Raw genomic sequence first — 4,000 nt, forward strand, 5'->3', positions numbered from 1 at the left:
CGAAATGCTGCCAAAAGTGGAACTGAAATGGTATCGCACGTCTGTTGAAGGGAAACAAGAGCATTTCTTCACCACCACACTGACGGATGCGACTATCGTTAACATCGATTGCCAGATGCCGCATTGCCAAGACCCAGCGAAAGCCGATTTCACGCAGCTTATCGAAGTGTCTCTGTCTTACCGTAAAGTGGACTGGGAACACACGGTTGCAGGCACATCAGGTGCCGATGACTGGCGCGCACCGCTCGAAGCGTAATTTATAAGATACTGTTCCAATGCGTGAGCGATTATTTTTGTGTAGTTCGCGCATTTTACGTGGGAGGCATTGCATGGCAAGAACCACAGTGCAAGGGAAAAAAGCCGGATTACATCAAGACAAAACTACCACAGGGGCAACTTGCCTAGCCAGTATCTCAACAGTCACCAATGACGGCACTCGTGTATTACGGGTCGGTGACAAAGCCACACGTTGCCCACAATGTAAAAAAGAGGGCACGCTGGTGACAGGAGAGGAAGGCATGATATTGCACGGACGCTACGTTGCCGTTGAAGGTTCGGTTGTGCAATGTGGGTGTGTCTACGGGGTAAATCGCTTGGTGTGTTGAGCTTTTCTTTTGAATTTATAAGGGTATATCGGTATGGATGGATTGGTTTTTACCTGTCAATTTAAAGGTGTACCACCAGATACGTTTGCGGTGACTGAATTTCAACTGACAGAGCACTTGTCTGAGTTGTTTACCTTATCGCTAACGGTCGTCAGCGCGCTTCCTTCCATTCCATTTGATGACATGTTGGGATTCGCCTGCTCATTAACCGTGATGCGGAATGGTAAACCGATACGTACTGTACGCGGGTTATTAGCCAGCGCAGAACAACAAAATACAGACGGTAACCGAACGTGGTATCATTTTATTATTCGCCCTGAAATCTGGGTAATGTCATTAGGGCAAAATAGCCGTATTTTTCGTCAGATGACTGTGCCTGATTTACTTCAACAGCTGTTGTCAGAATCCCACATTAAAGCGGATTGCAAGTTTTACGCAAAAGCACCTTACCCGAAACGCGATTACATCACGCAGAAACGCGAATCCAATTACCAATTTTTTTGTCGTTTAGCTGCTGAAGAAGGCATTAGCTTTTGGTTTGAAGATGCAGGGCAAGAACCTCGGCTGTTTTATAGCGATTCTCATTTGGGAATGACGGCGGGAATTGATTTGGTGTATAACCCCCAATACGATACCGATACCCAAGACCATACTGCGTATCACTGGCGCTATCGCGAGTCGTTGCTATCTGGCAAAACCCTCTATAAGGATTACAATCCTGAGCGCCCCTCTTACCCATTAGAACATGAAATAAAAGGGGATGTGCATGGTCAGCACCCCTTTTACGAAAGTTATGGACGTTTTCAAACCCAAGAGGATGCAGACCGCTTTACAGCGCTTCGCCATGAAGGGAGTCAGCAATACCGTTGTGTCGGTAGTGCGACCACTAACTGCTTTGCTTTGATGCCGGGTAAAATTTTCTCATTGTCATCCCACCCGAATCTTGACATGAACCGCCATTGGCAAGTGGTGTCGGTTTCTCATCACGGAGTTCAACCTTTAGCAGATAATAGTGGTGGCGAAGGTACGACTTTATCCAATCAACTGACTTTTATTCCGAGTGAACTAGATTGGCGCCCGCCGTTTATTCATAAACCCACCGCCGATGGGGATGAATTGGCGACTGTGGTTGGGCCGGATGGGGAAGAAATCTACACGAACAAAGACGGGGCAGTGAAAATCTATTTTCACTGGGACCGATATCGTGAACCTGATTTAAGCAGCTCTTGTTGGGTACGTGTCGCACAAGGTTGGAATGGGGATGGATATGGATTTATGGCGATACCCAGAATCGGTCAGGAAGTGCTTGTCAGCTATCTGAATGGGGATATTGATAGGCCAATTATCACGGGATGTACTTATAATGGGCGCAATGCACCGCCGTTAAATCTCCCCAATGAGATGACCCGCACTACGTTTAAAACCCAAACCCACAAAGGGGACGGTTTTAACGAATTGCGTTTTGAAGACAGAGCAGGCCAAGAGGAAATTTATTTCCATGCCCAACGCGACATGAATGTGCACATTGAACACGATACGCATTGGCATATTCAGCATGACGCTAAACATCGTATAGATAACGACCGTTTTACAGAAATTGCAGGCAATGAGCATTTCATCCTCAAAGGCAGCCAAAAGGAAAATATTACAGGCAACGCCTCTTTGCATATCGAAGGTGACCAACAGACACAAGTTGACGGGAAAACGGTGCATGAAAGCAGCCAGCAAACCCATTTAGTCAGCGGCGGGAAAATCGTTCTGGAAGCGAATACGGAAATCACGTTGAAAGTGGGGGGCAGTTTTATTCGTATTACGCCCGGCACGATATTTACCTCTAGCGATATGGTGGTCGGTGGTGGCAGTGCCGGCAGTGGCGCCTCAGTTGCTTTGGAATTGCCAGAAGGCGTCGCGCCGTTTGAACAGCCACCGTACCCCGTCAAAAAATACTGTGCCATAGCCGCGCAGCAAGCGGGGGGATTAACCGTGAAGCCGAATGAGGACGAGTAATGCCACAGACAGTGATACAACAACAGATGCTCACACAAACATCAATTTCGACCCCATGCTCAACCTGGTTATCCTGGTTAACGGCGACCCCACAAAATGATGTGTATTTTTTGATTAATACCCTATCAGACCCCAATCCGGTTAAACGGTTTTATGCTCATGATTGGATTGAGGAAGCCTTCCCGATATACCACGGAACGGCATTAGCACATTTAGCGGAAGTGAGCCCGTGGCTCGTGAAAGTCAAACGGTCACAACTATTTCACCTCGGTAAAATGTTAGACAGTGAGCCGTTTAGCGACCCCAGTTGGGGCTGGGCATATCAAAGTCAATTGGATTGGCGTACCCAAATCACCCACTGGCAAAAATACCAATTTGCTTGGATGGGGGAGGAGAAAATCATTTTTCGCTTCTTTGATGCTCGCATTGCGCGTACGTTGTTACCTAAATTAGGCCGAGGCGACTGGGCATTACTGATGATGCCCGTTGAGGACTGCTTTATTGAAGAGAGTGAAACGAAGGTGATTTATTCACGCCCTCCATATGCAGAGCCGTTCATTAGCCCTGCTGATTATATTCTCAGTGAAGTGTTGATTAAGGTCTGGCGAAATTCAGAACAAGCCTATCTGAATGTGATTGATAATTTTTATATTCAATTTTGGGAAAACCATCCGACCTTAGCTGACTCGTTAGATGAGCCAGAAGGGCGTTTAATTGCGCTTATCCGTGAATGGATGGACGAGTGTCAACAAAAGCGCTTAGACACCGCGTATCTCTTTGATGATTTATTTTTGCGTTACCTTGATGAAAAAGGCTATTTACCCGACATGACAAGGAGTGCCAATGCCGTATCAGTATAATGACCCTTATTGTGCAGATTGTTCTAAGCGCAAGGCATGGATAGAATGTGTGCTGGTTGATGAACAGAATCAGCCCTTGGCAGGTTTGTCTTACACCTTAAAAGTTCGTAATGGGGTTATTAGAAAAGGTGTTACTGATGCACAAGGGTATTTGAGGCAAGAAGACTTACCTCGTACGGTGGCAACATTGACCATTGAGGCTCAAAAACTCACCGATGAGGAAAAACGCCCACTGAGAACCCTTCGAGGGGAGGCTCACTCGACCGTCAAACCGGATGCACTATTACAAGGCTATTCCTATCGGTATGCAGTTATCGGGGAATTATGCGATAAAGCCCCGGATATCGATAAATGGGAATCCGCTCGTTTTGGACTACCCCATTATCATTTTCCCAAAGAAGATGAATTCAACGGATTGAAGTTCATGGGCGAAGATTTTAATCAACGTCATGTGATAGAAGTCTGTCCATTTAGAGCATGGTCGCTAATTCTCAGCCACACCCCAGACTATGACATGGTCAATGCTTA

The 4,000-nt window shown here is 46.5% G+C and carries 4 protein-coding genes and 1 pseudogene; all 5 read left to right on the top strand.

From position 1 onward, the window contains the following. Window positions 1–256, top strand: a 256-nt coding sequence (gene tssD, locus PSE69_RS18225) for a type VI secretion system tube protein TssD (protein WP_272675307.1), incomplete at its 5' end; no start/stop codon positions are given. Window positions 257–329: 73 nt separating this feature from the next. Continuing rightward, window positions 330–605 (top strand): PAAR domain-containing protein, encoded by a 276-nt coding sequence (locus PSE69_RS18230; RefSeq protein ID WP_272675308.1) that lies wholly within the window; start codon window positions 330–332, stop codon window positions 603–605. 33 nt (window positions 606–638) lie between these two features. Beyond that, window positions 639–2,612 carry a type VI secretion system Vgr family protein gene (locus PSE69_RS18235; protein WP_121874575.1) on the top strand — a complete coding sequence of 658 codons (1,974 nt, stop codon included), beginning with the start codon at window positions 639–641 and terminating at the stop codon, window positions 2,610–2,612. Beyond that, the gene (locus PSE69_RS18240) at window positions 2,612–3,472 is read left to right on the top strand and encodes a DUF4123 domain-containing protein (protein ID WP_121874574.1); all 861 of its coding nucleotides are present in this window, start codon (window positions 2,612–2,614) and stop codon (window positions 3,470–3,472) included. Before PSE69_RS18235 ends, PSE69_RS18240 begins: the two co-directional genes overlap by 1 nt. Beyond that, window positions 3,456–4,000, top strand: a pseudogene (locus PSE69_RS18245) (lipase family protein); the annotation flags it as partial. The gene PSE69_RS18240 and the pseudogene PSE69_RS18245, both read left to right, overlap by 17 nt.

The organism is Providencia sp. PROV122, assembly GCF_028482365.1.
Taxonomy (GTDB): Bacteria; Pseudomonadota; Gammaproteobacteria; order Enterobacterales; family Enterobacteriaceae; genus Providencia; species Providencia stuartii.